The sequence below is a fragment of the Streptomyces sp. NPDC056161 genome (assembly GCF_042268025.1).
Classification (GTDB): Bacteria; Actinomycetota; Actinomycetes; order Streptomycetales; family Streptomycetaceae; genus Streptomyces.
In genome coordinates, this window is record NZ_JBHJUV010000003.1 from 143,910 (window position 1) to 170,569 (window position 26,660).

The following is a 26,660-nucleotide window of genomic DNA, read 5'->3' on the forward strand; positions in this document are numbered from 1 at the left end:
GAGCATCGGTTCCGGGGCCGTCCGGTCGTTCCGGGGCGGGGCTCACGCCTTGGTGAGGTCCTCGACCTCCTCCTCGGGCTCACGGCCCGGGGTCTTCAGATCGAACTTGATGATCGCGAAACGGAAGGTCACGTAATAGATCACCGCGAAGACCAGACCGATCGGGATGATCAGCCATGGCTTGGTCGCCAGATGCCAGTTGAGCGCGTAGTCGATGAAGCCGGCCGAGAAGTTGAAGCCGTCGTGCACACCCAGGGCCCAGGTCACCGCCATCGACGCCGCGGTCAGCACCGCGTGCAGCACGTACAGGACCGGCGCGACGAACATGAAGGAGAACTCGATCGGCTCGGTGACACCGGTGACGAACGAGGTCAGCGCCAGGGAGACCATCATGCCCAGCACCACCTTGCGGCGCTCGGGACGGGCGCAGTGCGCGATGGCGAGCGCGGCGGCCGGCAGACCGAACATCATGATCGGGAAGAACCCGGACTGGAACAGACCGGCGGACGGGTCACCGGCCAGGAACCGGGTGATGTCACCGTGCACGATGTCGCCGGCCGAGTTCTTGAAGTCGCCGAGCTGGAACCAGGCCACCGTGTTCACGAACTGGTGCATGCCCACCGGGATCAGCGCCCGGTTCACGGCGCCGAACAGGGCCGCGCCACCCGAACCGAGACCGGTCAGCCACTCGCCGAAGTTCGAGATGCCCTCACCGACCGGCTTCCAGAGCAGGCCGAAGAAGACACCCATCACGAGGCCGACGAAGGCCATGATGATCGGCACGAGCCGGCGGCCGTTGAAGAAGCCCAGCCAGTCGACCAGCTTGGTCCGGTGGAAGCGCTGCCACAGCACGGCGGCGAGCAGACCCATGATGATGCCCCCGAGCACCCCGGGGTCGTTGTAGGTGGCGGCCACGTCCGGGCCGTTCTTGATCACCGCGTCGGTGACCGGGAAAGCCTGGAGAACCTTGCTGTACACGAGGAAGCCGACCACCGCGGCCAGCGCGGTCGAACCGTCCGCCTTCTTGGCGAACCCGATGGCCACGCCGATGCAGAACAGGATCGGAAGGGCGCCGGTCAGGGCGCCGCCCGCGTTGCTGAACACGGCGGCGACCTTGTCCCAGCCGAGGCCGTCCTTGCCGAAGATGTCGTCCTGGCCGAGCCGGACCATGATCCCCGCCGCCGGCAGCACGGCGATCGGGAGCTGCAGGCTGCGGCCGACCTTCTGCAGGCCCTGGAACAGGCCGGATCCCCGCTTCTTCGCGGGAGCCGCCGTCGCGGTGGCGGTGCTCATGCGTCCTCCATCGGGTGGTGGTCTACACCACTCAGTGGTGTAGACCTGTTGTAACACGGTGGAGGGCACCCACGGAACTGAGAATTCCATAGCATGGTGCCGGGTTTGGGTCACACTTTGGTGACGTTGCCGAAGGCCCGCCGACCAGCCCCCCGACACCGCACCGACACCGCACCGATCACGCCTCGGAGACGTCCTCGACCTCCTCCACCGGCTCCCGCCCCGGCGTCCGCAGCCCGAACCGGGCGATCGCGAAACGGAACACCACGTAATAGACGACGGCGAAACACAGACCGATCGGCACGATCAGCCACGGCCGCGTCGCCAGACCCCAGTTGATGACGTAGTCGATCAGACCCGCCGAGAAACTGAAACCGTCGTGCACCCCCAGCCCCCACGTCACCGCCATCGACACCCCCGTCAGCACCGCGTGCACCACGTACAACAACGGCGCGACGAACATGAACGAGTACTCGATCGGCTCGGTGATGCCCGTCACGAACGACGTGAGCCCCACCGACACCATCAGACCACCCACCTCCGCACGGCGGTCCGGCCGCGCGCTGTGCGTGATCGCCAGCGCCGCCGCGGGCAACGCGAACATCATGATCGGGAAGAAACCCGACGTGAACAGCCCCGCCTGCGGATCACCCGCCAGGAACATGTTGATGTCACCGTGCACCACCGTGCCGTCCGGCTCCGTATAACTGCCGAACTGGAACCAGATGGGCACGTTCAGGAACTGATGCAGACCCACCACGAGCAACGCCCGGTTCGCCACCCCGAAGACCCCCGCACCCCACGCCCCCAGACCCCGCATCCACCCGCTGAAACCCTCCAGCGCGGCACCGACCGGCGGCCAGACCCACAGACACAACGCCGCGAACACGATCGCCACGAACGCCATCACGATCGGCACCAACCGACGCCCGTTGAAGAAACCCAGCCAGTCCACCAGCCGCGTGCGATGGAACCGCGCCCAGAAGAACGCCGCCAGCAGCCCCACCACGATGCCCCCGAAAACCCCCGGATTCTGATACGTGAAGGCCGTCACCGTCCCGTCCCGCGCCTGACAGCCGACCGCCACCGCCCGCGCACCCGCCGCACAGCCCTGCGGGAACTGACGCAGCACGTTGTAGTAGACGAGGAAACCCACCACCGCGGCCAACGCCGTCGAACCGTCCGCCTTCCTCGCCATCCCGATCGCCACCCCGACACAGAACAACAACGGCAACCCCAGCGAACCGTCGAGCAGCGCACCCCCCGCCCCCGCCATCACCTTCGAGACGACCGTCCAGCCCAGCCCCCGCACCCCGAACACATCAGGCTGGCCCAGCCTGTTGAGGATGCCCGCCGCCGGCAGCACCGCGATGGGCAGTTGCAGACTGCGCCCCATCTTCTGCAACCCCTGGAACAGACCGCTCCAGCGCGCGCGGGCGGGAGAGACCGTGCTGTCCGCGCTCATCCCGTCCCTCCGCGCCCCTCGGCTCACAAGCGGGCTTGGCGACCGTCTCCCGGGTGGTGTAGACCAGTTTCGGACGGTTCCGCTGCCGTGAACGCCATCCTTAGATACGCAGGACAAGGACGCTCGCGAAGCTGGGCCAACTGTGGGTTACTGCGACAAAGCGGTTCAGACCAGGGAGAGGGAACATGGCCAGCAAGGCAGAGAAGATCGTCGCCGGACTCGGCGGCATCGACAACATCGAGGAGATCGAGGGCTGCATCACCCGCCTGCGCACCGAGGTCACCGACCCCTCCAAGGTCGACGAAGCCGCACTGAAAGCCGCCGGCGCCCACGGCGTCGTCAAGATGGGCACCGCCATCCAGGTCGTCATCGGCACGGACGCCGACCCGATCGCCTCGGAGATCGAAGACATGATGTGAGCCGCACGGCCCACCCGTGAGGGGCCCCGCCGCCTGCGGCCGGGCTCCTCACGCATGCCGGGCTCCTCACGCATGCCGGGCTCCTCACGCATGCCGGGCTCCTCACGGATGCCGGGCTCCTCACGGATGCCGGGCTCCTCACGCATGCCGGGCTCCTCACGCATGCCGGGCTCCTCACGCATGCCGGGCTCCTCACACATGCCGGCGCGCCTCCGGCACGGGCAAGGCACCGGGCCCCGGTTGTCGGCCAGTGCGCGAGCGTGGGAGCAGACCGCGCGGTTCCCGGGGCGCGCCGAAGGGCGCGTGCCCCGACCGCCCCCGGGAGACCCCAGGACCGACCCTCCCCGGCCGCCCCACACCCGGCCCGGCGCCCACCCGCCCAGGCACTAGGCTCAACTCCATGTCTCGAATCGACGGCCGCACCCCAGAACAACTCCGCCCGGTCACCATCGAACGCGGCTGGAGCAAGCACGCCGAAGGCTCCGTCCTCGTCTCCTTCGGCGACACCAAGGTCTTCTGCACCGCATCCGTCACCGAAGGCGTCCCCCGCTGGCGCAAGGGCAGCGGCGAAGGCTGGGTCACCGCCGAGTACGCCATGCTGCCCCGCGCCACCAACACCCGCGGCGACCGCGAATCCGTCAAGGGCAAGATCGGCGGCCGCACCCACGAGATCTCCCGGCTCATCGGCCGCTCCCTGCGCGCCGTCATCGACTACAAAGCCCTCGGCGAGAACACCATCGTCCTCGACTGCGACGTCCTCCAGGCCGACGGCGGCACCCGCACCGCCGCCATCACCGGCGCCTACGTCGCCCTCGCCGACGCCATCACCTGGGCCCAGGGCAAGAAACTGATCCGCCCCGGCCGCCGCCCACTCACCGGCACCGTCAGCGCCGTCTCCGTCGGCATCGTCGGCGGCATCCCACTCCTCGACCTCTGCTACGAGGAAGACGTCCGCGCCGACACGGACATGAACGTCGTCTGCACCGGCGACGGCCGCTTCGTCGAGGTCCAGGGCACCGCCGAAGCCGAACCCTTCGCCCGCGACGAACTCAACGCCCTCCTCGACCTCGCGGTCACCGGCTGCACCGACCTCGCGGCCCTCCAGCACAAGGCGCTCGACACCACCCTCGAACAGTAAAGGGCACGCCAAACAGAACCCTCCCGCGGGGCAACCCCGCCGACCTCCCCGGCGTCCCCATGGGTACGGGCGCACGACACAGGGGTGTGCGCCCGGCCAGCCCGAACCGGGGGAGGAACCCAGCCATGGCCGCGAGCCGACGCCGCCGTCGAGCCCGTATCACCGCCTTCGCCGCCGTGACAGCCGGCGTCGCACTCACCACCGGCCTCGCCACCGGATGCGACAGCGTCAACAAGGCCCTCGACTGCGTCCGCACCGCCGACTCCATCGCCGACAGCGTCACCCGACTCCAACAGGCGGTGGAGACCGCGACCACCGACCCCACCCAGGCCGCCGAATCCCTCGACGCCATCCAGAAGAACCTCGACAAGATCGGCGACACCACCGACAACGCCGACGTCAACAAAGCGGTCGACGACCTCGGCACAGCCGTCGACACCATCCGCACGGCGATCAAGAACGGCGACACCACCCCCGACGTCGGACCGGTCACCGACGCGGCGGGCGAACTGACCAAGGTCTGCACCCCGTAAACCACCGGCCGCAGCAAGGGATACTGGCCCCCATGACCCGCTTGATCCTCGCCACCCGCAACGCCGGAAAGATCACCGAACTGCGCTCCATCCTCGCCGACGCGGGCCTGCCCCACGAACTCGTCGGCGCGGACGCCTACCCCGACGTCCCCGACGTCAAGGAGACGGGCGTCACCTTCGCCGAGAACGCACTCCTGAAGGCACACGCCCTCGCCCAGGCCACCGGCCTGCCCGCCGTCGCCGACGACTCCGGCCTGTGCGTCGACGTCATGAACGGCGCCCCCGGCATCTTCTCCGCCCGCTGGGCCGGACGACACGGCGACGACAAGGCCAACCTGGACCTGCTGCTCGCCCAGCTCTCCGACATCGCCGACGAACACCGCGGCGCGCACTTCGCCTGCGCGGCGGCCCTGGCCCTGCCCGACGGCCGCGAGGCGGTGGTCGAGGGCCAACTGCGGGGCACCCTCCGCCACGCCCCCGCGGGCACCAACGGCTTCGGCTACGACCCGATCCTCCAGCCGGACGACGCCACCCGCACCTGCGCCGAACTCACCCCGGCCGAGAAGAACGCCATCAGCCACCGGGGGAAGGCGTTCCGGGCGTTGGTGCCGGTGGTGCGGGAGTTGTTGGGCTGAGGCGTACGCCGGAACGGCCTGCCGCATCGATCCTTCGATGCGCAGGCCGTTCATGTGCGGCGGAAGGGATTCGAACCCTCAAGCCCTTTCAGGGGCCACAGATCCTAAGTCTGCTGCGTCGCCATTGCGCCACCGCCGCCAGTCCCTGACATCGTACCGGGCGTCGTCGGCTGCCTTTGGCCTCCCCTGCACCATGTGCTGGTGATCGCGTGACAGTTCGGGCATAGCAGCCGCAGGTTCTCGCGCCGATTGTCCTTCCAGTCGCCGTTCACGTGGTCGATCTCCAGTGTCATGGGTTTCCCGAGCCACTGTGGTCCCACCCCGCACCCGGCGCACTTGTCTGGGACACCGACTGAATGGAGCGCACGGCGCAGCCGCGATGTTTGTGTCCGCTGCCCGTCTTCGCGCCGCACCAGAACCTCCTCGGGGTGCCGACTGTTCGGAGCCCGCTTCCCTCTCCGGTGTCCCTGTCCCACGAAGTGGGCGGTTGAAAGACGCTCCTCCGCGATCCGCTTCCTGAGGCCGGCGCGTTGCCCAGCGTTGTCCGGGCGGCCCAGGCGGCGAAGCACCTCCGCCAGGGAAGCCGACTCGGCTACTGCGTCGTGCAACTCGCTGGACGTGGGACGGGGGAGCCTGCCGACTGCGGGGAAATGCGAGACGTCGATGTCGAAGTCGGCGAATCGCTTCATGATGTACCGGCGGAGGCTCCCATAGGGTCGGGTGCCGAAGTGGGCGATGACCTCGTCGACGTCGGAGCATTGCTCGGCAGCCTCCGTCAGCCGCTCCCTGGTGTACCGCACGACCTCACTCACGAGGCGCCGTCCGTGACGGAACGGCTACCACGGCCTCGGTAATTGTCCGTCGTCGAGTGACAGTTGGGGCAGAGCAGCCGCAGGTTCTGGATCTCGTTGTTGCGCCAGTCACCGTCGATGTGGTCGACCTCAAGTGGCAGTGGTTCGCCCAGCCAGACCGGTGCCATGCCGCACAAGGCGCAGCGCTCGTCGAGACCGTGTTCCCGCATGGCCTGCTTGAGACGGCTGCTCTGCATTCGCCGGGCCGTGGCGGCTGACTGCTTCACCAGCAAACCCTCCGGCGCCCGACGGCGGCTCCCGTCTCCCTTCCGGGTCGGTAGCCGGAAGTGCGAGGTGTCGATGCCGTACGCCTTGATCCGACGGCTGATGTGCGTGTGATGCCCGCCCACCACGTCTAGGCCGAGACGGCGCAGCACCTCGGTCATGCTGGTCGAAGCCGACACCGCCGCTTGAAGGATCTCCCGGGTCCATCTGACCCCCTCCTTCTCGAAGTGCGACGTGTCGACCCCCAGCTTCCGCATCCGCTCCCTGAGGTAGTTCCTGGTGGAACTCCGCGGATCCACCCCCAGCCGCTCCAGGGCCTCGGACAACGTCCGCGCTCCCTGAACCGCGGCCTCCAGCCGCTCCCTGCTGTAGGCACTGCCCCCCATACCGATCCCCCTCCGTTCCCAGCCACTCGTTCGTGGCTCGTACGGAGTAACGAAGTGATGGTCGGATGGTCACGCGGGGGCGGGCAGCGGAACGGCCCGTGGCCGGGTGGGTTTCCGGCGCGGGCCGTCGGTGCGAGGTGCGGTCGTCGGGGTCAGATGCCCAGATCCTTGATGATCTTGGCGACGTGGCCGGTGGCCTTGACGTTGTACAGGGCGCGTTCCACCTTGCCCTGCTCGTCGACGATCACCGTGGAGCGGATGACGCCGACCACCGTCTTGCCGTAGAGCTTCTTCTCGCCGAAGGCGCCGTACTCCTCCAGGACCCGCTTGTCGGGGTCGGCGAGGAGGGTGACCTTCAGGGACTCCTTCTCGCGGAACTTCGCCAGTTTCTCCGGCTTGTCGGGGGAGACGCCGATCACGTCGTACCCCGCGCCTGCCAGTACGTCCAGGTTGTCGGTGAAGTCGCACGCCTGCTTGGTGCAGCCGGGGGTGAGGGCCGCCGGGTAGAAGTACACGATGACCTTGCGGCCCTTGTGGTCCGACAAGGACACCTCGTTGCCGTCGGCGTCGGGGAGGGTGAAGGCGGGGGCCACGTCCCCGGGCTGGAGTCGCTCGCTCATCGGTCTAGCGTAACGGGGGGTCCTGACAGTGCGGCGGCGCGGGAAGCTGACAGACTGTCCGAAACAGCACCAGCAGACTTCGGAGGCCGTACGGTGGCGGACACGTCGGACACCAGATCCCCGGCGCAGATCGAGGCGGACATCAGACGCCGCCGTGAAGTGCTGGCCGAGACGCTCGACGAGATCGGGGTGCGGGTGCATCCGAAGACCGTCGTCGGGGATGCCAAGGCCAAGGTCGTCGCCAACGTCGACCACACCCTGGGACGGGCTTATGTGCAGGTCAACCGGGTGATCAGCGATGTCAGGGCGCAGTTCGTCGACGAGGAGGGGGCGCCGCGGATGGAGCGCATCGTGCCCGTCGCGCTGCTCGCCGTCGGGGTGGTGGGCCTGGTCGCCCTCGGGTCCCGGCGCCGCAAGGGCTGACCCGGACTCCTACGGGTACGGCGAAGGCAGGTAGGTTCGAAGGCGTGAGCGCCAAAAGTAACGAGCACAGCAGCAGCTCCCAGCACGACAAGCTGCCCATCCGGATGCTGCACGACCGGGTCCTGGTGCGGCAGGACACCAGCGAGGGCGAACGGCGTTCGGGCGGCGGCATCCTGATTCCCGCCACCGCGGCCGTGGGCCGTCGGCTGGCCTGGGCCGAGGTCGTCGCGGTCGGGCAGAACGTCCGGACCGTGGAGCCGGGCGACCGGGTCCTGTACGACCCGGAGGACCGGGCCGAGGTCGAGGTGCGGGGTGTCGCGTATGTGCTGATGCGCGAGCGCGATCTGCACGCGGTGGCCGCGGACCGGTTCGAGGGCTCGGAGGACTCCACCGGCCTGTATCTGTAGCAAGCTCCGGGAAGTCTGTGATTCAACGGCCGGAGGGGCCGGTGGCCTTTGTCACCGGCCCCTCCGGCCGTTGTTTTGCTAGTTTTGGAGGAGCCCGACGAGACGCGCCGTACCGGGGCGCAGGCAAAGACGACGCACCCCCGTCCAGTCAGTGCGTATGTCCCGGAGGTGCCCGTCATGGCCTGGGTTCTGCTCGTCGTCGCCGGTCTGCTCGAAGTGGGCTGGTCGATCGGTATGAAGTACACCGACGGTTTCACCCGGCTGGTGCCCAGTGTGTTCACCGGGGCCGGCATCGTTGCCAGCATGGTGCTGCTCTCGTACGCCGCGAAGACCCTGCCGATCGGTACCGCCTACGGCGTGTGGGTGGGCATCGGGGCGGCCGGGGCGGCGGTGCTCGGCATGGTGGTGCTGGGTGAGCCCGTCACCGCCGCCCGGATCTTCTTCGTCTGTCTGCTGCTGGTCGCCGTGGTGGGTCTGAAGGCGACCTCCGGTCACTGACCGGGTGCCCGGCCCGTCCGGCGGGTCACTGCCTCCTGGTGAACGCGGACATCGGTCCCACCGTGCCGGTCGTGCCCGAGCCGCCCGGGTCGCCGGTGCCGCCGCCGGACGCGGTGCCGCCGTCGGCCGTACCGCCGGGGGTGCCGCCGCCCGATCCGGCGCCGTCCGAGGTGCCTGTGCTGCCCGTGCCACCGGTGCCGGTCCCGGCGTCGGTGCCCCCGCCGGTCGCGGTGCCTCCGGTGCCGCCCGTGCCGGTTCCGGCGTCGGTGCCGCCGGTGCCGGTGCCCCCGCCGGGCGTGCCGGTGCCGCCGGTGTCCTGGCCGGAGGTGGTCTGGCCCTGCGTCCGGCCCTGGTCGCCGTTGCCGCCGGTGCCGGTGGTGCCGGGCGTGCCGGTGGTGCTGCCGTTGCTCGGGTCGCCGGTGCCGGGCTGGGACGAGGAGGGGGCGCTGGGCGGCAGGGTGCGGTCGGCGCCCGGTTCCAGTTGGAGGTGGAAGGCGGCGGCCTGCTCGCCCTGGAGGGCGTCGCGGGTGTATTGGGCCCAGATCTCGGCGGACGGGCCGCCGCCGTTGATGCGTGCGAGGCCGAGCGCGCCGTAGAGCGGCATGTGCTTGGCCGTCACCGGGTCCTGGCCCATGACGGCGACGACCGTGGAGAGGTCGGGGGTGAAGCCGGCGAACCAGGCGGCGGTGTCGTTCTCGGCGGTGCCGGTCTTGCCCGCGGCGGGGCGGCCGGCGGCCTTGGCTGCGGTCGCGGTGCCGTTGTCGACGACGCTGCGCAGGATCGACGTGGTCGTGTCGGCGGCCTCGCGGCTGACGGCCTGCTTGGTCCGTTCGTCGGGCAGCTGGACGTTCTCGGTGCCGTTCTTGGTGATCTTGGCGACCAGGGTGAAGGCGGGGCGTTCGCCGTGGTTGGCGAGGGTGGCGTACGCCTCGGCCATGTCCAGCACGCTGGCGTTGGCCGTGCCGAGCGCGATGGACGGGTAGGGCTGGAGGTCGGTGGTGTCGGAGGGGATGCCGAGGTCGATCGCGGTCTGTTTGACCTTGGCCGGGCCGACGTCGACGGCCATCTGCGCGTACACCGCGTTGACGGACTTGTCGGTGGCGGTGCGCACGGTGATGTCGCCGTAGGAGACGTTGTCCTCGTTCTCGGGGGCGTAGGTGCCGCCGCTCCAGCCCTGGACGGGGCGTTTGTCGGTGCCGTCGTAGTAGGTGTTCGGGGTGATGGGCTGGCCGTTCTGGGTGGACGAGCCGTTCTCCACCGCCGAGGTGAACACGAACGGCTTGAAGGTGGAGCCGACCTGGAAGTCACCGCGGGTGGCGCCGTTGGTGTACTGCTTGACGTAGTCGATGCCGCCGTACATCGCGACGACCTTGCCGGTCTTCGGGTCGACGGAGGCGCCGCCCGCGCGGACGTAGGTGTCGACCTTGCGGTTCTTCTTGTCCAGCTTGGACATCAGCTGGTCGTCGACCGCTTTGACGAGGGCGTTCTGTTTGTCCTTCTCCAGGGTGGTGGTGATGCGGTAGCCGCCCGCGGCCAGTTCGTCGGCGCTGACGATGTCGTTCGTGGTGAGGTAGTGCTTGACCGCCTCGACGAGGTAGCCGCGTTGTCCGGACAGCCCGGTGGACGTCGTCTGTTCCTTCGGCATCGGGAACTTCAGGCCGGTCCGGTCCGACCGGCTGAGCCAGCCCTTCTTGACCATGCCGTCCAGGACGTAGTTCCAGCGGTCCAGGGCCTTGGCCCTGTTCTCGGGGTGGGCGATGACGTCGTACTCGCTGGGCGCGTTGACCAGCGCGGCGAGGTAGGCGGCGCGGGCCGGGTCGAGGTCCTTGGCGTCCACGCCGTAGTACGCCTGCGCGGCGGCCTGGATGCCGTAGGCGTTGCGGCCGAAGTAGCTGGTGTTGAGGTAGCCCTCCAGGATCTGGTCCTTGGACTGCGTGCGGTCGAGTTTGATCGCGATGAAGAACTCCTTCACCTTGCGGGTGACGGTCTGCTCCTGCGCCAGGTAGTAGTTCTTCACGTACTGCTGGGTGATCGTCGAGCCGGACTGCTTGCCCTTGCCGGTGGCGGTGTTCCAGCCGGCCCGGAGCATCGCTTTCGGGTCGATGGCGGACTCGCTGTAGAAGTCGCGGTCCTCGGCGGCGAGTACGGCGTGCTGGGCGTCCTTGGAGATCTGGGCGAGGGTGGCGTTCTCCCGGTTGACCTCGCCGTCGCGGGCCAGTTGGCTGCCGTCGGCGTAGAGGAAGACGTTGCTCTGTTTGATGGCGAGGGCGTTCGCCGGGGGGATCTTCACCAGGGAGTAGCCGAGGAAGAACAGGCCGACGAGCAGCAGGACGCCGATGACGGACGTGCCGAGCACCATGCGCCAGGTCGGCAGGAGGCGGCGCCAGCCGGTGCGCCTGGGCCTCTTGCCCCCCGCTTCGGGTGCCCCCTGTGGTTCTCCCGGTGCCAAGCCGTCGGTCGGCTGCTGCGGCTGTGGCTCGTCGCTCATCTCGTGCACGGACTCCTGTTTTCGCGTCGTACGTTCCCGTACGCCCTCGTAACGCCTTCTGCGCCCCCTGTTGAAGACTCTCGCACCCGGCGTTCCGTTCCCGGATTCCGGCGCGCTTCCGCAGGGAAAAATGCGTGGTCCGCCACATCGCCCGCCCACTAGGCTCCTGCGTTCGGTGTCGGTCGGTCCGGGAGGTCGGTGGGAGTGGGCGCGGGACGGTTGTATGCGGCCGTCGCAGCGGGCGGTTTCCGACGATACGCGACGTATCGGGTGGCGACCGCGGCCGGGGTGTTCACCAACACCTGTTTCGGGATCATCCTCGTGTACACCTACCTGGCCCTGTGGGACGAGCGACCTCACCTGGGCGGATACGACCAGACACAGGCCGTGACCTATGTGTGGCTCGGGCAGTGCCTGTACGCGACGCTCGCGCTCCAGGGCGGCGGCGTCGAGCGGGAACTGATGGAGCGGATCCGCACGGGTGCGATCGCCATCGACCTGTACCGGCCGGCGGATCTGCAACTCTGGTGGCTGGCGGGCGACTTGGGGCGGTCGCTGTTCCAGTTGCTGGGACGGGGCGTGATCCCGTTCGCCTTCGGGGCGCTGTTCTTCCCGATGGCGCTGCCGCGCGACGTCACTTCCTGGGCGGCCTTCCTGGTCGCCCTCGTGCTGGCGATGGTCGTCAGCTTCGGCATCCGCTACCTCGCGGCGCTGAGCGTGTTCTGGTTCCTGGACGGCATGGGGGTGTCGCAGGTCCTGATGGTCACGGGAGTCTTCTGCAGCGGGATGACGCTGCCGCTCAATGTCTTCCCGGGCGCGTTCGGTGACGTGGTCCGGGCCCTGCCGTGGGCGGCGCAGTTGCAGATGCCGGCGGACGTGCTGATGGGGGAGGCCGATCCGCTGGGCGCCTACGCGTTCCAGGCGGCGTGGGCGGTGGCCCTGCTGGCGGCGGGGCGGCTGATGCAGTCGGCGGCGACGCGGCGGGTGGTGGTGCAGGGTGGGTGAGCACAGTCGTGCCCTGGACGGGCTGCGGGCCTATGGGCTGATCGCCGGGATGTGGATCCGGTCCACGATGGCCTACCGTGCGTCCTTCGCCCTGACGATGGCCGGCAACCTGGTGGTGACCGGGCTGGACGTCGTCACGATCCTGCTGATGTTCTCGCAGGTCGACACGTTGGGCGGCTGGTCGCTGCCGGAGGTCGCGCTCCTGTACGGGCTGTCCGCGACGGCGTTCGGCGTGGCGGATCTGGTGCTCGGCTCGATGGACGCGCTGGGCGCCCGGATCCGTGACGGTTCCGTCGACACCTTGCTGGTGCGGCCCGCTCCGGTGCTCGCCCAGGTCGGCGCGGACCGCTTCGCGCCGCGTCGGCTGGGCCGGGTCGTCCAGGGCGCGTTGGTGCTGGGGTACGCGCTGGCCGCCGTGCACGTCGACTGGAGCGTGGGGAAGGTGCTGCTGGTGCCGGTGATGCTGGTCAGCGGTGCGGCCATTTTCTGCGCGGTGTTCGTGGCGGGCGGCGCCTTCCAGTTCCTGGCGGGGGACGCGGCCGAGGTGCAGAACGCGTTCACCTACGGCGGTACCACGCTGTTGCAGTACCCGCCGAGCGTGTTCGGGAAGGACTTCGTGCGCGGGGTGACGTTCATGCTGCCGCTGGCCTTCGTCAACTGGGTGCCGGCGAGCCGGCTGCTGGGCCGGCCGTATCCGCTCGGCCTGCCGGGGTGGACCGCGTTCGCGTCGCCGCTGGTGGCGGTGGTCTGCTGTGCGCTGGCCGGTCTCGCGTGGCGGGCGGCGCTTCGTTCCTACCGGAGTACAGGGAGTTAGCGCGTGACGGACGGCGACTTCATCGAGCTGGACGGCGTGGAGAAGGTCTTCGACGTCCGCAGGAAGGCGGGTTTCCTGCGGCGGGAGCGGCGTCAGGTGCGGGCGGTCGACTCGATCTCCTTCACGGTGGCGCGCGGCGAGATGGTCGGCTACATCGGCCCGAACGGCGCCGGAAAGTCGACCACGATCAAGATGCTCACCGGCATCCTGACGCCGAGCGGCGGGCGGCTGCGGGTGGCCGGCATCGAACCCGCCCGCGAGCGCAGGCGGCTCGCGCAGCGCATCGGGGTGGTGTTCGGGCAGCGTACGACGCTGTGGTGGGACCTGCCGCTGATCGACTCCTACCGGCTGGTGCACCGGATGTACCGCATCCCCGACCGGCGTTACCGCGAGAACCTCGACCGCTGCGTCGAACTCCTGGAACTGGCCGACCTGTTGGACGTACCGGTGCGCCAGCTCTCGCTCGGCCAGCGGATGCGCGGCGACATCGCGGCGGCGCTGCTGCACGACCCCGAGGTGCTCTACCTCGACGAACCGACGATCGGCCTCGACGTCGTCTCCAAGGCCAAGGTGCGTGCATTCCTGCGTTCGCTCAACGCCGACCGGGGCACGACCGTGCTGCTGACCACGCACGATCTCCAGGACATCGAGCAGCTGTGCTCCCGGGTGATGGTCATCGACCACGGGCGGCTGGTCTACGACGGCCCGCTCACCGGACTGCACGAGGTGGCTCAGGGCGAGCGGACCCTGGTGGTGGACCTGGAACGGGAGGTCCCGCCGATCGAGGTGCTCGGGGCGCGGGTGACCAAGGTGGAGGGGCCGCGGCAGTGGCTGGCCTTCCCGGCGTCCGCGTCGGCGGCGCCGCTGGTGGCGCGGATCGCCGCGGCCTACCCGCTGGCGGACCTGTCGGTGCGGGAACCGGACATCGAGCAGGTGATCGCCCGGATGTACGCCGGGGAGACGCGGGGGGAGGCGCGGGGAGCGGTGCCGTAGCCACCGTTCCCGGCCCCGGTCGGCTCGTCGGGCCCGGGGCCGCACAGCCGTCTCGTGGGCACGGTCGTCTCGTAGCACTGGACCCGGGGGAACTCGTAGGCTGCTCGGTATGACCGACGAAGCCCCGGAGTTGCGCGCCTCCGACGCCGATCGTGAGCGGGTCGCCGAGATCCTGCGGGACGCCCTCGCGGAAGGGCGGCTCGACATGGAGGAGTTCGGCGAACGGCTCGACGCCGCCTACAAGGCGCGTACGTACGGGGAGCTGGCCCCGATCACCAAGGACCTGCCCGCGAGCGGCACGGTGGCGCCGCCGCCCGCGGTCTCCATGCGCAAGGAGCCCGCACCGAACGGGAGTTGGACGGGCCGGATCGTCGGTGGCGAGGGCTCCTCGTCCTGGGCGGTCGCCGTGATGTCCGGGTTCCAGCGCAAGGGGCGCTGGACCGTGCCGCGCCGCTTCAACAGCTTCGCCTTCTGGGGCGGCGGCGAGATCGACCTGCGGGAGGCGGACTTCGCGGACCGCGAGGTCGTGATCAACTGCATCGCGATCATGGGCGGTATGCAGGTCGTGGTTCCGCCCGGGGTGGAGGTCGTGGTCCGCGGGATCGGCATCATGGGCGGCTTCGACCACCGGGAGGAGGGCGTGCTCGGTGACCCCGGCGGCCCGCGGGTGATCGTGACCGGCTTCGCCTTCTGGGGTGGTGTCGGCGTGGAGCGCAAGGTCACCCGCGCGGAGCGGCAGCGGCTGAAGGAGGAGCGCCGGCAGCAGCGGCTGGACCGGCGCGCGGAGCGGCGCGAGCTGTCGGAGGGTGGGCACGGCGGGCACGGCGGTTTCGGCCACCACTACGACCGCTACGACCGGGACCACCGGGACGACCGGGACGACCGGGACGACCGGGAGCGGCGCCGCCGCGGGGAGAACTGAAGGCCGGGTTTCCGGCGGCTGTGCCCGCCCCCGCCGCCGCTGTGTGCCTGCCCCGGCTGCGGCGGCTGTGGCTGTGGCTGTGGCTGTGGCTGTGCCCGCCCCGGCCGTCGCTGTGCCCGCCCCCGTCGCCGTGCCCGGTCGGCTACAACGCCGCCCGGCCCGCACCCTTGAGGTCCCGCAGGTCGAAGACCTCGGCCATCGCCCGGTAGCCCCGGTCGTCGGGGTGCAGATGGTCGCCCGAGTCGTACTCGGGGCGGAGCCGGCTCGGGTCTGCCGGGTCCCGCAGCGCCGCGTCGAAGTCGACCACCGCGTCGAAGACCCCGCCCGCCCGGATCCGGGCGTTGATCTCCTGGCGGACCAGTTCACGGGCGGGGGTCGACCCCCGGTGGCCGGCGAAGGGCATCAGGGTCGCGCCGACGACCTTGAGGCCGCGGGCGTGGGCCCGGCCGACCAGCGCGCGGAGCCCGTCGACGATCTTGCCGGGGTCGGCGAGCCGCGGGTTGCGGAGGATGTCGTTGACCCCCAGGTCGATGACGACGATCTTGACGTTCGTACGGTCGAGGACGTCCCGTTCGAAGCGGTCGAGCCCGCTCTGGTTGTCGGCGGGCCGGCCGAACCCGTCCGCCAGCACCTGGTTCCCGCTGATGCCCTCGTTGACGACGCTGTAGCGGGGCACGTCGCCGCCGTTCTCGACGGCCTCGCGCAGCCGCCGCCCGAGGAAGTCCGTCCAGCGGTGATCGGCGCTCTCGGTGGCGGTGACCCCGTCGGTGAGCGAGTCGCCGAGGACGACGACCGTGCCGTCGGCCTCGTTGCTCAGCACGTCCACGGCCGTCAGATAGCGCCAGACCGAGGTCCGCTCGGTGTAGGGGGCGGCCGTCGAGTCCTCGGTGTGGTCGCCCTGCGCGAGGTAGGAGAGCTGCCGCGCCTGCGGATGGCAGGTGACCGGGCCCGACGCGCTGGGGGAGTACGTGGTGACCAGGATGTCCGTGTCGCGCGGGACGGCCAGCCGTACGGCGTCGCTCAGCACCTGCCCGCCCGGCGGGATCACCACACCGGTGCCGCCGCCGAAGGTGAGCTGCCGCATCGTCCCGGCCGCGGCGGTCGCGCTGCCGTCGGCGGCCGCGACCGCGATGGACGCGTGCGTGAGGATCAGCGCCGACCGGCCGTACAGGTTGGACAGGGTGATGCGGGCGCTGCCGCCGCTGACGCCGGTGTGCACCACGTTGCGCACCGAACGGCCCGCCATGCCCAGTATCTCCGTACCCGGCTCGGCGCCCGCCGGCGCGGCGGACCAGGTGGCCACCCAGGTGCCCGCGGAGGCGGGGGCGGCGGCCGTGGGGCCGTGGTACGGACGGTGCGAGGCCACGGCCGCACGGGGCAGGCCGTCGTCCGCGGCGATGCCGGCCCAGAGGGCGGCGGACAGCCCCACGACCAGCGCGACGACCGCACTGAGCAGGACGTGTCCAGAACGCCTGGTCATGCTTGTGGTGTTCTCCTCGGCGAGGGGAGCCCTGGGCTCCGATCCGATGAGCCCATGATGTGTCATGGACCGGGGTGATCTGACAGGGCCCTGTCCAAACCCCCGCGCAGACGGACGACGGGAACTCTTGTTCCGTTCCAGGAGTCGGTCAGGAAGGGACAATGTGTGCGGGATCGCCGAACGGGTGGAGCCGAACGGGTGGAGCGAATGGACGGCACGGAGGACGGCGCGCAAGAAGGTACCGCGGCGCGCACACCGGACCAAACCGGTACGTCTGAGCAGGCACGTACGGCTGACCGGGCGCGCGCGGCGGAGGACGTAGGGAGGTCCGACAGGGTGCGTGCGGCGGAGGACGTCGGGAATTCCGAACCGGTGCGTGCGGCGGACGACGCCGGGCGGCCCGACCGGGCGCGAGCGGCGGACCCGGCGCTTCCGTCTGCCGCGTCTGCCGCGTCTGCCATGTCTGCCCCTGACCCGGCGGCTGCGGCGGACGCCACGGCGGCGGGCGCGGGGGAGACGGACGCGGGGACGGCAGACGGGGCGGCAGGTACGGCGGAGCCGGGGACCGCGGCGAGCATGGCGAAGTCGCGGACCGCGGTGGAGACGGGGACCGCGTCGGGCCGGGTGGAGACGGGGACCGCGGCGGGCCGGGCGGAGACGGGGACCGCGGCGGGAAGGACGACGGGCAAGGTGGCGCCCGAGTCCGCCGCGTCGCGCACCTACCGCGCCATGACCTCGTTCACCCCGGCCGACGCCGAGCGGCAGCGCGGCGTGCGGCGCATGAAGCTCACGGCGACCAGTCTCCTCCTGCTCGTGGCCGTGGTGTACGTCCTCGCGAGATGGGCGGGGAACGCGGGCGCGGGCCCTTGGGCGGGCTATGTCGCCGCGGCGGCCGAGGCCGGCATGGTCGGCGCGCTCGCCGACTGGTTCGCGGTCACCGCCCTCTTCCGCCATCCCCTGGGCCTGCCCATCCCGCACACCGCGATCATCCCGACCAAGAAGGACCAGCTCGGCGTCTCGCTCGGCGAGTTCGTCGGCGAGAACTTCCTCTCCGGGGACGTCGTACGGCAGCGGCTGCGCAGCGTCGGCATCGGCAGCAGACTCGGCGCCTGGCTGGCCGAGCCCGACCACGCGGACCGGGTGACCGCCGAGCTGGCGACGGCCCTGCGGGGCGCCCTGACCGTACTGCGGGACTCCGATGTCCAGGCGGTGGTCGGCGAGGCCGTCACGCGCCGTGCCGACGCCCAGGAGATCGCCCCCGGCATGGGCAAGATGCTGGAGAAGATCGTCGCGGACGGCGGCCACAAGCGGTTCGTGGACCTGATCGTCGGCCGGGCGCACGACTGGCTCGTCCTCCACGACGAGCAGGTCATGGACGCCGTCCAGGGCGGTGCCCCCGGCTGGACCCCGCGCTTCGTCGACAAGAAGGTCGGCGAACGGGTCTACAAGGAACTGCTGCGCTTCGTCACCGAGATGCGGGACATGCCCTCCCACCCCGCGCGCGGGGCGCTCGACCGCTTCCTCGGCGACTTCGCCTCCGACCTGCAATCCGACACGGACACCCGGGCGCGCGTGGAGCGGATGAAGGGGGAGGTGCTGGGCCGCGGCGAGGTCCAGGACCTGATCGCCTCCGCCTGGACGGCCGTACGATCCATGATCGTCTCGGCGGCCGAGGACGAGCGCAGCGAGCTGCGGCTGCGCGTCCGTGCCTCGCTGCTGTCCCTGGGCGCCCGCATGGCCACCGAGCCGAACATCCAGGAGAAGGTCGACAGCTGGGTCGAGGACGCGGCCGTGCACGTCGTGTCGACGTACCGCAAGGAGATCACCTCCCTGATCACCGACACCGTGGCCGGCTGGGACGCCGAGCACACGACCCGCAAGATCGAGGCCCACATCGGCCGCGACCTGCAGTTCATCCGGATCAACGGCACAGTGGTGGGTTCCCTGGCCGGCTTGTTGATCTACACGTTGTCGCGGGCGCTCGGCGCGTAGCCGGGGCGGCGGCACCGGCCGGCGGCACCGGCCGGCGGCGTCGGGCGCCGGCGCCGGCGCCGGGCGACGGCGGGGAACTCACCCGGGCCACCCAGGCCGCCCGAGTCCTTCGACGGCGCGCCGGGGCACGGGGATCCGGAGGCGGCGACGGATCGGGACGTTACTCGTTGTCCCGGTGTCGCGGCGTGCCGTCGTCGCGGCACCGCGACGACGAGGGAGCCCGTGCCCATGACCGCTGCCGAGGCCGCCGCAGGCCGGACCGTCACCACCGCCGTACCCGCCAGGCTGGACCGTCTGCCCTGGTCGCGCTGGCACTGGACGATCGTGATCGGCCTGGGCACCGTCTGGATCCTGGACGGCCTGGAGGTGACGATCGTCGGCAACATCGCGAGCCGGCTGTCCGAACCCGGCAGCGGGCTGGCGATCACCTCCGGCGAGGTCACCGGTGTGGCCGCCGCCCTGTACGTGGCCGGTGCCTGCTCCGGCGCCCTGTTCTGGGGCCGGCTGACCGACAGCCACGGCCGCCGGAAACTCTTCATGATCACCCTCGGGGTCTACCTGGCCGCCACCGCGCTGACCGCAGTCTCCTTCTCCTCCTGGTGGTTCTTCCTCTTCCGGTTCCTGACCGGCTTCGGCATCGGCGGCGAGTACGCGGCCATCAACTCGGCGATCGACGAGCTGATCCCGGCCTACTACCGCGGCCGGGTCGACCTGCTCGTCAACGGCAGTTTCTGGCTGGGCGCCGTCGGCGGTTCGCTGCTGTCGATCGTCGCGCTGAACACCGACATCCTGCCCGCCGACGTCGGCTGGCGGCTGACCTTCGCGCTGGGCGCCGTACTCGCCCTGGTCATCCTCCTCGTACGACGGCACGTCCCCGAAAGTCCCCGCTGGCTGCTGATCCACGGCCGGGAACAGGAGGCGGAACGGACCGTCGCCGCCGTCGAGCGGCGGATCACCGCGCAGCGGGGCGAGCCGCTGCCCCGGCCGCGCGGCGAACTGGTCATCCACCAGCGCAGCGGCATCACCTTCCGGGAGGTCGCCCGCACCATCTGCCACGACTACCGCAGACGCGCGGTCCTCGGCTTCGCCCTCTTCATCGGCCAGGCGTTCCTCTACAACGCGATCACCTTCGGCTTCGGCACGATCCTGACCACGTTCTTCGCGGTCCCCACCGGTGACACCGGGTACTACTTCGCCGTCATCGCGGTCGGCAACTTCCTCGGCCCGCTGCTGCTCGGCAAACTCTTCGACACCGTGGGCCGCCGGGTGATGATCTCCTCGACGTATCTGCTCTCCGGAGTGCTGCTGTTCGGCACGGCCTGGCTGTTTGGCCGGGGCACGCTGAGCGCCCTCACCCTGACGGCATGCTGGTGCGCGGTGCTGTTCTTCGCGTCGGCGGGTGCCTCCAGCGCCTATCTGACCGTCTCCGAGATCTTCCCGATGGAGACCCGGGCGATGGCCATCGCCTTCTTCTACGCCCTCGGCACCGCCGCCGGCGGGATCAGCGGCCCACTGCTGTTCGCCGAACTCACCGGCACCGGCCGGGTCGGCGACACGGTCATCGCCTTCCAGGTCGGCGCGGCCCTGATGTGCGCGGCCGGGCTGGTCGCGGCGGCCCTGGCGGTACCGGCGCAGCGGCGCGCCCTGGAGGACATCGCGCGCCCCCTGACGGCGGCGGACTGACCGCCCGCGCCCCGCTCCCCGGGGAGATCATGGCCAGTCGGCTCACGCGCCGGTGGTCGACCCCGGCCGGACGATCATCAGGACGGTCACGACCGCCCACAGGACGTTGAACATCCCGGTGAACATGGCGAGCCGCACGGTCGTCTCCGCCGTACCGGAGCCCGCCACCAGCGCATCCTGCCGGGGCAGCACCAACGCGATCAGGACGACGGCGGCGAGCACGGTCAGCACGATCGACGCGATCAGCCAGGCGCTGCCGAGCACCCCCATGGCGCTCGCGGTGGCGAACCCGAACACGGGCACGACGACGCCGACGAGGCCGTACACCTGGCAGATACGGTGCAGCACCGCGACGGTCCCGGTCGCCCGCGGGTCGTCCGGGGCGGCGAGGGCCCGGCGCGCGGCGGGCGGGAACATGCTGGCGGCGACGGTGACGGGACCGATGGCGACGATGGCGGCGAGCACGTGGACGGCGAGCAGGAACTTGGTCACGGCAGGACGCTAGACGGACGGCCGAAGCCGCAGAAGAGGCAGTAATGCCACAGCTGAACAGATTCTCGCCAACCTCCCTGCCTGGCCCTTCTGCCCTCCACTGTCCTTCACTGCCCTCCCTCCTCATCCCATCCGCTTGGCGACAACCCGGCGTGCGCTACGTTCCTGCCATGCACACCGTGGCCGTACTCGTCCTGGACCAGGTCATCCCCTTCGACTTCTCCGCACCGATCGACACCTTCGGCTTCGCCCGGCTGCCGGACGGCCGCGCGGCCTACCGGGTACGGGTCTGCTCCCCGGCGGCGGAGGTGAGCGCGGGCGCGTTCACGGTGCGGGCGCCCTACGGCCTCGAAGCGCTCGCGGAGGCCGACACCATCATCGTTCCCGGCGTCGCGGACCCGACGGTTCCGCCGCCGCCCGAGGTGGTGGACGCGCTGCGCGCGGCGGCGGCGAACGGCACACGCATCGCGTCGGTCTGCGCCGGCGCGTTCGTCCTCGCGGCGACGGGCCTGCTGGACGGCCTGCGCGCGACGACGCACTGGGTCGCGGCCCACCACCTGGCCGCGATGTACCCGGGCATCACCGTCGACCCGAACGTCCTGTACGTCGACAACGGCCAGTTCCTCACCTCGGCGGGCGCCGCGGCCGCGATGGACATGTGCCTGCACCTGATCCGCAAGGACCACGGTTCCGCGGTCGCCGCGCACGCGGCCCGCCTGTCCGTCATGCCGCTCGAACGGGAGGGCGGCCAGGCCCAGTTCATCGTCCACGACCTGCCTCCGGCCCCCGCCGGCGCCACCCTCGAACCGCTCCTGGAGTGGCTGGAGGACCACTGCGACCAGGACTTCACCCTGGAGGACATCGCCGCCAGGGCGGGCATGAGCACCCGCACCCTGAACCGCCGCTTCCGCGAGCAGACGGGCACGACGCCGCTCCAGTGGCTGCACCGGGCGCGGGTACGGCGTGCCCAGTACCTGCTGGAGACGACGGCACACCCGGTGGAACGCATCGCGCTACAGGCGGGCTTCGGCTCCCCGACGGCCTTCCGCGAACGCTTCAGAAGGGTGGTGGGGACGAGCCCTCAGTCATACCGGAGGGCGTTCCGGACGAGCGGAACGACCGGGACGGATCCGGGCCCGGGTCCGGTCGCTGGTGCCGCTGCTGCTGGTGCCGGTGCCGGTGCCGGTGCCGGTGCCGGTGCCGGTGCTGCCGGTGCCGGTGGTGAGAGGGCAGCCGATGTCCGAGCGCCGGTCGGCTCCGGAGCGAGCTGACGGACTGCCGGACGGCACCGCACCGACTCACCTCCGTACGGAGCCCGGCATCACGCGGGACCCGCACTGCTCAGGGGCCGTGCTGCTCAAGACCCGACCCGTACTACCCAGGCCACGTACTGCTCAGCGCCCGTAACGCTCAGAACCCGACCCGCACTCCTCAGACCACGTACTCCTCAGACCACGTACTGCTCGGGCCAAGCACTGCTCGGGGCATGTGCTGCACAGGTCATGTACTGCTCAGGCCCGCCGGTCGGCGACGGCCCAGGAGGCGAGGGCGACAGCCCCCGCGACCCCGAACACGGACGGCCAGGCGCCGACCTTCTTCGCCAGCGGATGCGACCCGGCGAAGGCGGCGACATAGGCGGCGCCGAGCGCCCCCGCGGCCTTCGCCCCGGCCGCCCTGTGCCACTGCTGCGCGGCAGCGGCCCCCGCGACGGCCAGCACGGCCCCACCGAGCTGCCGCTTCTTCGTCCAACGGGCAACGCCGTATCCTCCGACGAGCCCACCCGCGGCAATCACCGAACTGGGAACCTTGGCCATGTCTGCCTCCTTTGCGGTTGATTCAGAGACTAACTCCGGCGCCACAACCGGTGCTGGGCAGGCCGACAGCCGGGGGGTGGATCCTCGGCTGCCGTGATTCGGGTCCGTTCGCGCAGTCCCCGGGCCGGACGGTTCCCAGATCTCCGGGTACATGGCGACCGCTTGTAACGTGTCTGCTGCAACAAAGTCGCCGGCGGTCTTGGCGCTCACGAGGGTCGTAGCCTTTGACAGCCGAATTGCGAAAGCGACCCGTACCACCACCGCTGATTCCGGGTTGTTTGGGGGAACGACGATGTCCAAGGGCGATCTTGTCCTGAGTCTGGCCGGGCTCGACACACTGGCGGGCAGGTTGCGGTCGATCAAGAAACGCATGGACGACACCCGCCACGTCGACCGCAAGCTGGGCGACGGCGAGTTGGGATCGAGCTCGGCGTTCGACGCCATGGAAGCGTTCATGGACGGTTGGAAGGACGGACGCGAGGAGATCGATGCCGGCCTCGACAACGTGGCCAAGTCGGCACAGGAGATCGTCGACAAGATGACCAAGCTCGACGACGAGCTGAGAAAAGCCCTCCGTGAACACAAGAAGGAGGGGCGGAGTGGAAACTGAGGATCCCCTCACCGAAAAGCCGCTCACACAGGATCCCTTCGCCGGGGCGGCCGCAGGGGACGTCATCGGCGTCAACATCCAGGTTCCCAGCACCTGGTACGAGTTCGATGTCCATCCCGCCACGGTGAACCGTTCGATCCGTGAGGCGGTGGCGGAGCGGGTCAAGCAGAGGCCGGAGCTGGCGGAGCACCAGGCCGAGCTGGTCGGAACCCTGAAGAGGGCGGCACGCGAGGCCAGGCGAGGCAATGTCGTCTACTCCGGCTCCATGTGCGAGATCGTCGACGGCGAGCCCATGGTGGCGAGCGTCACGGTCAGCGTGACCACGGCCGTGCACGAGACCACGGGCGTGACCGTTCCCACCGGCCTCGACACCCTCATGGGAGTGCTGACCCCGATCGCTCCCGGCCGTCGGCCCACGGACCCGTGGCGCCGTGTGCGCGTAGTGGCCCTGCCCGAGGCAGGAGATGCCGCGCGCACCGAAGGCATCGAGGACATCGACATCCCCGACGACAACCGCAGCTATCGCGTGGTGATGATGCAGACCCTCGTGCCCTTCCCCGGTGCCGATCCGAAGGTCGCGGTCATCAGCGCCAGCACGCCGCAACTCTCCCTGCTCCAACCGATGTTGGAGCTTTTCGATCTCATCACCAGTACGTTCCGCTTCGTATACCGCGCCGACCTCGACACGGAGAGCTGAACCCGATGGCCCGCCCCACCGACTGGCACAACCTCGATCTGCACGACGACCCGACTCCCGGCGATCCGCACGAGGTCGAACTCCAGGGCCGGCGGTACAAGACCTTCGTCACGGACGTCTCCACGGTGCTCACGGGCCTGCGCACCGCCTCGAAGGACTCCGTCCTCCAGGACGTGGCCGGCAAGGCCATCGACGAGTTCAAGGAACAGATCGGTAAGCTGCCCGGCCAACTCCAGAAGCTGTACGACTCGTACGACATGGTCGCCGACGCCCTGCTGACCTACGCCGGGAAGCTGGAGCACACCCAGACGACCGCCGACCACGCGCTTGCCCGAGCCCGGACGCTGCGCGGTGACCTCTCCCGGGCGCGGACACAGCTGGCCGGCGCCACCACCGCGGCCGACCATGCCAAGTCCGCGCAGGACGGGCTGGAAAACCCGGTCGGCGGCCAAGTGCCCGCGCCGGACCCGGAGAAGGTCCGCAAGGCGGCACGCGACGCCAGGTACGCGAACGAGCACCAGCAGGCGGTGCAGAGCCAGGTCGACAACCTGTACGCCCAGTTGGCGGAGTTGAAGACAAAGGCGGAGGACGCCGGCAGGGATCAGGACAAGGCTGCCGACAAGCTCGTCAGGGACATTCAAGAGGCGTCCGATGCCGGGATCCACAACAAGAAGTGGTACGAGGAGGTCGGCGACTGGGTGGCGGATCACTGGGACGGTTTTGTCACGGTCTGTAAGGTTGTGGTGGCGGTTGCGGGTATTGTGGCACTCTTTGTGGCAGCTCCGTGGCTTGTGATCGTCATCGTGGCCGCCGCGCTGGTCGTCCTCGCCGACACGATTGCCAAGTTCGCACAGGGAAAGGCCGGCTGGGGAGATCTCGTCTTCGCGGTGTTGGACTGCATTCCCGTGGTCGGCCGGGTGGCGATGCTGGCGAAGGCCAGCAAACTGGTGGGCGGTTTCCGGATGGCGCTCAGGGTACGGAAGGCGGAGCTCGTATTCAGCAAGCTCATCAAGGTATGGCGTATGGGTGAGGACCTCAAGGGATTCCGTAAGGTCGGCTACGCGTTCGCCACGGGGGAACTCAAGACCACGCTGAAGGACGGCCTCAACGGCGGTTGGAGCGAGCTGAAGAAGAACGCGCTGGGAAATCTCGTCGGTAATGTGATCGGGGCCGGCGTGACCCCCTTGGTGGGCAAGGGATTCAGCAAGCTGCCCAAAATCATCAACGACAGCGGCTTCAGCAGTCTGACGCGCCGGCAGTATCAGCAGATGGCCATGACCTTCGCCGGGAAGACCTCGATGGGCCGGAGCGTCATCGGCGGTACCGAAGGCTTCGTGAAGAGCGTGACCCGGGCCACCGTGAATTCGGTGTTCTTCGGCGCGAACTTCGATACGAACGGCGTCATTCTGGACGGTTTGAGTGGCGCTGGTGGCGGCGGAGGCTATAAACCCGGCATCCTGCCGGCCAAGGCGGCGTTCAGTCAGTGATCGACTTGCGTGCGTCCTGGAACGCCGACATGGCCCTCGGCAGCTGAATCCGGTAGTCGATGTACTCGGCAGCTCCGCCTTTCCCGATCTCCGTGTATTCAGTTGGTGCCGTGACACGTGCCAGGAGGTCATCCGAAAGTTGCTGCGCCGCGATCCACACCGCGTCGGCGACGGCCTGCGGCGACGACTCGTCGATCACCGTCAGGCGACGCCTGACCGACATGACCTGGCCCTTCAGCTTGATTGTGAGCGGCAGTCCCAGGTCGGAGCAGGTAAATCTGCCGCGCCTCTGCCGAAGCAGACGTCCCACGCCATCGAGCAGGTCCACCAGGGCCGGGAAGAGGATGATCCCCATTCCGCCGTCCGGGTGCCGGGGGCTTCGCGTGGTGGCAGTGCCTGAATTACCCGTGACATCAAGGTGTCCCAGAAAGAGACCGTCATCGATCTGCTCCTGGTCGGCGAGCGGGGTGAAGATGAACTCAGGCACGGGAACCCCGCTTCCGAGCCGTGTTCAGTTGGCTTTGCTCTTCTTCGGTGAATGGTGATTCTCCGGAGACACCGGCTGCCTGGGCGCGTTCCCAGGCTCCCTCACTTACGCCGACAGGCCGGGTTCCCTTACTCGGGTTGAGCACATGTGTCGGCCGCGCGAAACCCAGTTCTCCTGGTCCGTCAAGTGCGATCACAGCCCCGAATCGTGGATCGCCGGCGAACTTGAATCCCTGACTTCTGGCGTTCGTCATTGCTTTACGCCAGCGCTTGCCTGAGAGTCCGTATCGTCGGACCACGACGCTGACACTCCTGCCCGGCTCATCGGGATGGGGGACTTTCAGATAGTCGAGGTCCGCGGGAACAACTGCCTTCAGTGGAGGGTGATCGAGCCAAGGATAGGTGGCCAGGATGCCCCGCATCTTCTTGAGCTGCACTCGGCGGACGTCCGATACGGCGATCCCGACAACCGAGACGAGGACGAGAATGATCACCGCGTACACAGGAAGCGAATCGCCCACGAACGACTCCCAGCCGATCGTCGCCAGGACGAAGAAGCCGGGCAGCGACAGCACCCAGAACACCGTCGCCGCGGTGGCCCGTCGCCGCGCACGTTTCCACGCGCGCAGTGTCGCCGGGTCGGCGAGTGCGGCTTCGGGTGCACGGTCGGTCATCTGGTGCGTTCCTCCCCGTACGGAAATCTGCGCCTTTCCTCCGGAGATCCGCCAACAAAGGCTGTGCGGACCTCGTCGGGAACCCCGGCGCCCGACGCTATCAGTGTGGATCCCGACTCGGGAGGTGTCT

General features: G+C 69.7%; 27 protein-coding genes, 1 tRNA gene and 1 riboswitch. Of the genes, 17 read left to right on the forward strand and 11 right to left on the reverse strand.

Annotation, left to right across the window (positions count from 1 at the left end; all coding sequences use genetic code 11):
• Positions 1-42: 42 nt before the first annotated feature.
• Together ACFC09_RS04310 and ACFC09_RS04315 are read right to left on the reverse strand one after the other, a co-directional pair.
• A complete protein-coding gene (locus ACFC09_RS04310) occupies positions 43-1,293 on the reverse strand; it encodes a PTS transporter subunit EIIC (protein WP_376523845.1) in 1,251 nt (416 codons plus the stop codon).
• A gap of 178 nt (positions 1,294-1,471) precedes the next feature.
• Positions 1,472-2,758, reverse strand: a complete 1,287-nt coding sequence (locus ACFC09_RS04315) for a PTS transporter subunit EIIC (protein ID WP_376523847.1) — start codon at positions 2,756-2,758, stop codon at positions 1,472-1,474.
• Between the two features lie 185 nt (positions 2,759-2,943).
• Between ACFC09_RS04315 and ACFC09_RS04320 the strand changes: the two genes are divergently transcribed.
• The 4 genes from ACFC09_RS04320 (at position 2,944) to rdgB (ending at position 5,483) form a co-directional block, all read left to right on the forward strand.
• Entirely contained in the window at positions 2,944-3,177 is a 234-nt protein-coding gene (locus ACFC09_RS04320) for a glucose PTS transporter subunit EIIB (protein ID WP_376523848.1), read from the forward strand.
• 400 nt (positions 3,178-3,577) lie between these two features.
• Positions 3,578-4,315, forward strand: a complete 738-nt coding sequence (gene rph / locus ACFC09_RS04325) for a ribonuclease PH (RefSeq protein WP_376523850.1) — start codon at positions 3,578-3,580, stop codon at positions 4,313-4,315.
• A gap of 125 nt (positions 4,316-4,440) precedes the next feature.
• Complete coding sequence (locus tag ACFC09_RS04330) at positions 4,441-4,848, forward strand: hypothetical protein (RefSeq protein WP_376523851.1); 408 nt, start codon at positions 4,441-4,443, stop codon at positions 4,846-4,848.
• A gap of 32 nt (positions 4,849-4,880) precedes the next feature.
• Positions 4,881-5,483, forward strand: a complete 603-nt coding sequence (rdgB, locus tag ACFC09_RS04335) for an RdgB/HAM1 family non-canonical purine NTP pyrophosphatase (RefSeq protein WP_376523853.1) — start codon at positions 4,881-4,883, stop codon at positions 5,481-5,483.
• Positions 5,484-5,538: 55 nt separating this feature from the next.
• Here the strand turns inward: rdgB and ACFC09_RS04340 are convergent.
• The 3 genes from ACFC09_RS04340 to bcp form a co-directional block, all read right to left on the reverse strand.
• Positions 5,539-5,622 (reverse strand) — tRNA-Leu (locus ACFC09_RS04340).
• 669 nt (positions 5,623-6,291) lie between these two features.
• Positions 6,292-6,945 carry an HNH endonuclease signature motif containing protein gene (locus tag ACFC09_RS04345; RefSeq protein ID WP_376523855.1) on the reverse strand — a complete coding sequence of 218 codons (654 nt, stop codon included), beginning with the start codon at positions 6,943-6,945 and terminating at the stop codon, positions 6,292-6,294.
• 152 nt (positions 6,946-7,097) lie between these two features.
• A complete protein-coding gene (gene bcp / locus ACFC09_RS04350; protein ID WP_376523856.1) occupies positions 7,098-7,565 on the reverse strand; it encodes a thioredoxin-dependent thiol peroxidase in 468 nt (155 codons plus the stop codon).
• A gap of 93 nt (positions 7,566-7,658) precedes the next feature.
• Between bcp and ACFC09_RS04355 the strand changes: the two genes are divergently transcribed.
• From ACFC09_RS04355 to ACFC09_RS04365, 3 genes are all read left to right on the forward strand, one after another.
• Complete coding sequence (locus ACFC09_RS04355) at positions 7,659-7,988, forward strand: DUF3618 domain-containing protein (RefSeq protein WP_376523858.1); 330 nt, start codon at positions 7,659-7,661, stop codon at positions 7,986-7,988.
• 44 nt (positions 7,989-8,032) lie between these two features.
• On the forward strand, positions 8,033-8,395 hold the full coding sequence (locus ACFC09_RS04360; RefSeq protein ID WP_376523860.1) for a GroES family chaperonin: 363 nt from the start codon (positions 8,033-8,035) through the stop codon (positions 8,393-8,395).
• Between the two features lie 69 nt (positions 8,396-8,464).
• Positions 8,465-8,534, forward strand: a riboswitch (guanidine-III (ykkC-III) riboswitch).
• 38 nt (positions 8,535-8,572) lie between these two features.
• Positions 8,573-8,893: a DMT family transporter gene (locus ACFC09_RS04365; RefSeq protein ID WP_376523861.1), complete on the forward strand. Its 321-nt coding sequence runs from the start codon at positions 8,573-8,575 to the stop codon at positions 8,891-8,893.
• 25 nt (positions 8,894-8,918) lie between these two features.
• Here ACFC09_RS04365 and ACFC09_RS04370 read toward each other — a convergent pair whose 3' ends face one another.
• The gene (locus tag ACFC09_RS04370) at positions 8,919-11,381 is read right to left on the reverse strand and encodes a transglycosylase domain-containing protein (RefSeq protein ID WP_376523863.1); all 2,463 of its coding nucleotides are present in this window, start codon (positions 11,379-11,381) and stop codon (positions 8,919-8,921) included.
• Positions 11,382-11,585: 204 nt separating this feature from the next.
• Here ACFC09_RS04370 and ACFC09_RS04375 point away from each other — a divergent pair, with 204 nt between their 5' ends.
• The 4 genes from ACFC09_RS04375 (at position 11,586) to ACFC09_RS04390 (ending at position 15,115) form a co-directional block, all read left to right on the forward strand.
• The gene (locus ACFC09_RS04375) at positions 11,586-12,386 is read left to right on the forward strand and encodes an ABC transporter permease (protein ID WP_376524106.1); all 801 of its coding nucleotides are present in this window, start codon (positions 11,586-11,588) and stop codon (positions 12,384-12,386) included.
• 49 nt (positions 12,387-12,435) lie between these two features.
• Complete coding sequence (locus tag ACFC09_RS04380) at positions 12,436-13,200, forward strand: ABC transporter permease (protein ID WP_376524107.1); 765 nt, start codon at positions 12,436-12,438, stop codon at positions 13,198-13,200.
• Between the two features lie 3 nt (positions 13,201-13,203).
• The gene (locus ACFC09_RS04385; protein ID WP_376523864.1) at positions 13,204-14,193 is read left to right on the forward strand and encodes an ATP-binding cassette domain-containing protein; all 990 of its coding nucleotides are present in this window, start codon (positions 13,204-13,206) and stop codon (positions 14,191-14,193) included.
• Positions 14,194-14,302: 109 nt separating this feature from the next.
• Positions 14,303-15,115, forward strand: coding sequence for a DUF1707 domain-containing protein (locus ACFC09_RS04390; RefSeq protein ID WP_376523866.1), 813 nt, complete (start codon positions 14,303-14,305; stop codon positions 15,113-15,115).
• A gap of 142 nt (positions 15,116-15,257) precedes the next feature.
• Here ACFC09_RS04390 and ACFC09_RS04395 read toward each other — a convergent pair whose 3' ends face one another.
• Positions 15,258-16,595, reverse strand: coding sequence for an SGNH/GDSL hydrolase family protein (locus ACFC09_RS04395; protein WP_376523867.1), 1,338 nt, complete (start codon positions 16,593-16,595; stop codon positions 15,258-15,260).
• Between the two features lie 729 nt (positions 16,596-17,324).
• Here ACFC09_RS04395 and ACFC09_RS04400 point away from each other — a divergent pair.
• Positions 17,325-18,587 carry a DUF445 domain-containing protein gene (locus ACFC09_RS04400; protein WP_376524108.1) on the forward strand — a complete coding sequence of 421 codons (1,263 nt, stop codon included), beginning with the start codon at positions 17,325-17,327 and terminating at the stop codon, positions 18,585-18,587.
• Between the two features lie 228 nt (positions 18,588-18,815).
• Positions 18,816-20,270 carry an MFS transporter gene (locus tag ACFC09_RS04405; RefSeq protein WP_376523869.1) on the forward strand — a complete coding sequence of 485 codons (1,455 nt, stop codon included), beginning with the start codon at positions 18,816-18,818 and terminating at the stop codon, positions 20,268-20,270.
• A 42-nt stretch (positions 20,271-20,312) separates the two neighbouring features.
• Here the strand turns inward: ACFC09_RS04405 and ACFC09_RS04410 are convergent, their stop codons facing one another.
• The gene (locus ACFC09_RS04410) at positions 20,313-20,762 is read right to left on the reverse strand and encodes a hypothetical protein (protein ID WP_376523871.1); all 450 of its coding nucleotides are present in this window, start codon (positions 20,760-20,762) and stop codon (positions 20,313-20,315) included.
• 170 nt (positions 20,763-20,932) lie between these two features.
• Here ACFC09_RS04410 and ACFC09_RS04415 point away from each other — a divergent pair, with 170 nt between their 5' ends.
• A complete protein-coding gene (locus ACFC09_RS04415; RefSeq protein WP_376523872.1) occupies positions 20,933-22,033 on the forward strand; it encodes a GlxA family transcriptional regulator in 1,101 nt (366 codons plus the stop codon).
• A gap of 240 nt (positions 22,034-22,273) precedes the next feature.
• Here ACFC09_RS04415 and ACFC09_RS04420 read toward each other — a convergent pair whose 3' ends face one another.
• The gene (locus tag ACFC09_RS04420; RefSeq protein WP_376523873.1) at positions 22,274-22,576 is read right to left on the reverse strand and encodes a hypothetical protein; all 303 of its coding nucleotides are present in this window, start codon (positions 22,574-22,576) and stop codon (positions 22,274-22,276) included.
• Positions 22,577-22,868: 292 nt separating this feature from the next.
• On the opposite strand from ACFC09_RS04420, the gene ACFC09_RS04425 reads away from it, so the two are divergent.
• From ACFC09_RS04425 to ACFC09_RS04435, 3 genes are read left to right on the forward strand one after another with little or no spacing between them, the layout of a single operon-like run.
• A complete protein-coding gene (locus ACFC09_RS04425) occupies positions 22,869-23,186 on the forward strand; it encodes a hypothetical protein (RefSeq protein ID WP_376523875.1) in 318 nt (105 codons plus the stop codon).
• The gene (locus ACFC09_RS04430; protein WP_376523876.1) at positions 23,176-23,883 is read left to right on the forward strand and encodes a hypothetical protein; all 708 of its coding nucleotides are present in this window, start codon (positions 23,176-23,178) and stop codon (positions 23,881-23,883) included. Before ACFC09_RS04425 ends, ACFC09_RS04430 begins: the two co-directional genes overlap by 11 nt.
• Positions 23,884-23,888: 5 nt before the next feature.
• The gene (locus tag ACFC09_RS04435; RefSeq protein ID WP_376523878.1) at positions 23,889-25,370 is read left to right on the forward strand and encodes a hypothetical protein; all 1,482 of its coding nucleotides are present in this window, start codon (positions 23,889-23,891) and stop codon (positions 25,368-25,370) included.
• Here ACFC09_RS04435 and ACFC09_RS04440 read toward each other — a convergent pair.
• Both ACFC09_RS04440 and ACFC09_RS04445 read right to left on the reverse strand, forming a co-directional pair.
• Positions 25,360-25,857, reverse strand: coding sequence for a hypothetical protein (locus ACFC09_RS04440; protein ID WP_376523879.1), 498 nt, complete (start codon positions 25,855-25,857; stop codon positions 25,360-25,362). The two genes, ACFC09_RS04435 and ACFC09_RS04440, sit on opposite strands and share 11 nt — an antisense overlap.
• Positions 25,850-26,530, reverse strand: a complete 681-nt coding sequence (locus tag ACFC09_RS04445; RefSeq protein WP_376523881.1) for a hypothetical protein — start codon at positions 26,528-26,530, stop codon at positions 25,850-25,852. Before ACFC09_RS04445 ends, ACFC09_RS04440 begins: the two co-directional genes overlap by 8 nt.
• Between the last annotated feature and the right edge of the window lie 130 nt (positions 26,531-26,660).

Coding starts and splice junctions, on each gene's coding strand:
- ACFC09_RS04415 (WP_376523872.1), top strand. CDS start 20,933: ATGCACACCGTGGCCGTACTCGTCCTGGACCAGGTCATCCCCTTCGAC.
- ACFC09_RS04365 (WP_376523861.1), top strand. CDS start 8,573: ATGGCCTGGGTTCTGCTCGTCGTCGCCGGTCTGCTCGAAGTGGGCTGG.
- ACFC09_RS04400 (WP_376524108.1), top strand. CDS start 17,325: ATGACCTCGTTCACCCCGGCCGACGCCGAGCGGCAGCGCGGCGTGCGG.
- ACFC09_RS04320 (WP_376523848.1), top strand. CDS start 2,944: ATGGCCAGCAAGGCAGAGAAGATCGTCGCCGGACTCGGCGGCATCGAC.
- ACFC09_RS04330 (WP_376523851.1), top strand. CDS start 4,441: ATGGCCGCGAGCCGACGCCGCCGTCGAGCCCGTATCACCGCCTTCGCC.
- ACFC09_RS04310 (WP_376523845.1), bottom strand. CDS start 1,293: ATGAGCACCGCCACCGCGACGGCGGCTCCCGCGAAGAAGCGGGGATCC.
- ACFC09_RS04405 (WP_376523869.1), top strand. CDS start 18,816: ATGACCGCTGCCGAGGCCGCCGCAGGCCGGACCGTCACCACCGCCGTA.
- rdgB (WP_376523853.1), top strand. CDS start 4,881: ATGACCCGCTTGATCCTCGCCACCCGCAACGCCGGAAAGATCACCGAA.
- ACFC09_RS04445 (WP_376523881.1), bottom strand. CDS start 26,530: ATGACCGACCGTGCACCCGAAGCCGCACTCGCCGACCCGGCGACACTG.
- rph (WP_376523850.1), top strand. CDS start 3,578: ATGTCTCGAATCGACGGCCGCACCCCAGAACAACTCCGCCCGGTCACC.
- ACFC09_RS04425 (WP_376523875.1), top strand. CDS start 22,869: ATGTCCAAGGGCGATCTTGTCCTGAGTCTGGCCGGGCTCGACACACTG.
- ACFC09_RS04380 (WP_376524107.1), top strand. CDS start 12,436: ATGTGGATCCGGTCCACGATGGCCTACCGTGCGTCCTTCGCCCTGACG.
- ACFC09_RS04345 (WP_376523855.1), bottom strand. CDS start 6,945: ATGGGGGGCAGTGCCTACAGCAGGGAGCGGCTGGAGGCCGCGGTTCAG.
- ACFC09_RS04395 (WP_376523867.1), bottom strand. CDS start 16,595: ATGACCAGGCGTTCTGGACACGTCCTGCTCAGTGCGGTCGTCGCGCTG.
- ACFC09_RS04390 (WP_376523866.1), top strand. CDS start 14,303: ATGACCGACGAAGCCCCGGAGTTGCGCGCCTCCGACGCCGATCGTGAG.
- ACFC09_RS04315 (WP_376523847.1), bottom strand. CDS start 2,758: ATGAGCGCGGACAGCACGGTCTCTCCCGCCCGCGCGCGCTGGAGCGGT.
- ACFC09_RS04435 (WP_376523878.1), top strand. CDS start 23,889: ATGGCCCGCCCCACCGACTGGCACAACCTCGATCTGCACGACGACCCG.
- ACFC09_RS04420 (WP_376523873.1), bottom strand. CDS start 22,576: ATGGCCAAGGTTCCCAGTTCGGTGATTGCCGCGGGTGGGCTCGTCGGA.
- bcp (WP_376523856.1), bottom strand. CDS start 7,565: ATGAGCGAGCGACTCCAGCCCGGGGACGTGGCCCCCGCCTTCACCCTC.
- ACFC09_RS04370 (WP_376523863.1), bottom strand. CDS start 11,381: ATGAGCGACGAGCCACAGCCGCAGCAGCCGACCGACGGCTTGGCACCG.